The sequence below is a fragment of the Candidatus Similichlamydia epinepheli genome (assembly GCF_003056015.1).
The window spans coordinates 1-1,597 of the sequence record NZ_PPEU01000127.1; the positions used below are offsets into that span (position 1 = coordinate 1).

Genomic DNA, 1,597 nt, shown 5'->3' on the forward strand with positions numbered 1-1,597 from the left:
TGGAATGGCAATATCACTTCGTTCTAAAGCTCGTTCAGTTCTTAAGAATGCGAGCTGATCAAGAAGATCACCTTGCCTAGCCTTTCTTTTTTTAATTCCTGATGTGTCAGTGAGCACAAATTTATAGCTATTCCATGAAAATGTTGAATCTACACTGTCTCTAGTTGTTCCAGCCTCTTCGCCCATAACCGAACGCTCAGACCCTAGAACGCAGTTCATAAGAGTCGATTTTCCGACATTTGGACGTCCTACGATTGCTATTCGCAAGAAGGGTTCCTCTTTTTGCTCATCTTGAATATCAAATGGATCAAGAACAGCCTCCAGTAAATCAAAGACTCCAGAACCATGCGAAGCAGCAATTGGATAGACTGGATAACCAAAAGCTTCAAATTCATGAACCAGGAGATGAAGGTTAGGGGTGTCTACTTTGTTGGCTGCTATGAAGACCGGTTTTCTATAACGACGCAGAATTCCCAACAATTCTTCATCGAGATGAAGAATCCCAGCGCGAACGTCAACGACCAAGATAACAGCATCCGCTTCCTCCAAAGCAATTTGAGACTGTTTAAAAATCTGTTGCGTCAGAGGATCTTCACTTGAAATCATTCCTCCCGTGTCTACTAGGATAAATTCCTTTCCTAAACACGACGAACGCTCATACAGACGGTCACGAGTGACTCCTTCTGATGATTCAACGATTGAAAGACGCCGTCCACAAATTGAGTTGAATAGAGTCGACTTCCCAACATTCGGTCGACCAACAATAGCGATTATGGGTAACACAACGAGCCCTCCATAGGAGGGGGGCGAGTATACTTAAAATGAGAGTTTTACAAAACAGGAGGAGAGAAGAGGCTAAACTTTTCTTCAAACGATTCGAAATGAGAAGAAATTTGATCCACAATCTTTTTTGATGCTTGCAAGATGTTTTGACTGTCGTTCTCATCGTATACGATTTGAGCTCGAATGAAGATTAATAAGTTTCTCTTATCGGTTGTATGTACGCTTTTACTGAATAATGCGGAAATAAAAGGAATTGAACCCAAAAAAGGAATCGTAGCCCAACTTTTCCTGACCTTTTCATGCGTCATTCCACTCAGAACAACAAAACCCTTATTAGGCACAAGCACCTCCGTATTTGTTCTACTGGTCTTTGTCAACGGCAAAATAGCTGAAGTGTCTCCATCAGCAAGTTGATTGCTCTCACTTATTTCTTGGGTAATTTTTAAACTGATTGTTTGGTCGTTATTGATCCGAGGGTTTACTTGTATACTGGATCCGATATCTCTTAATTCATAACCGCTTACAACAAGGCCCGCTGAATCGCCGCTTTTTTGTGTGCTCACCTTGATACGAGTGGTCTCTCCGACAAAGAAACTAGCACTTTTATTTTCTTCAGAGAGAATCTTAGGATTCATTACAACTTGCATGTTTCCGTCAGCATTAAGAGCCTGTACAAGGCTTCCTAATGTTGAAAAAATCCTTCCCTGATAGGTTATGAAGCGTCCTATAACTCCGGAAGAAAACCCAGAACCTAACCCAGCCCAATCTGATGAGACTGCAGAATCACTCTCTGCAGCACCATGTGAGTTCACTA

Annotated in this window: 1 protein-coding gene and 1 pseudogene; both read right to left on the reverse strand. The window is 41.8% G+C overall.

Annotated features, from left to right (window positions below):
- Positions 1–783, reverse strand: a 783-nt coding sequence (gene der, locus GCCT14_RS04810) for a ribosome biogenesis GTPase Der (protein ID WP_108624438.1), incomplete at its 3' end; no start/stop codon positions are given.
- 47 nt (positions 784–830) lie between these two features.
- Positions 831–1,597 (reverse strand): annotated as a pseudogene (locus GCCT14_RS04815) (type II secretion system protein GspD); the annotation flags it as partial.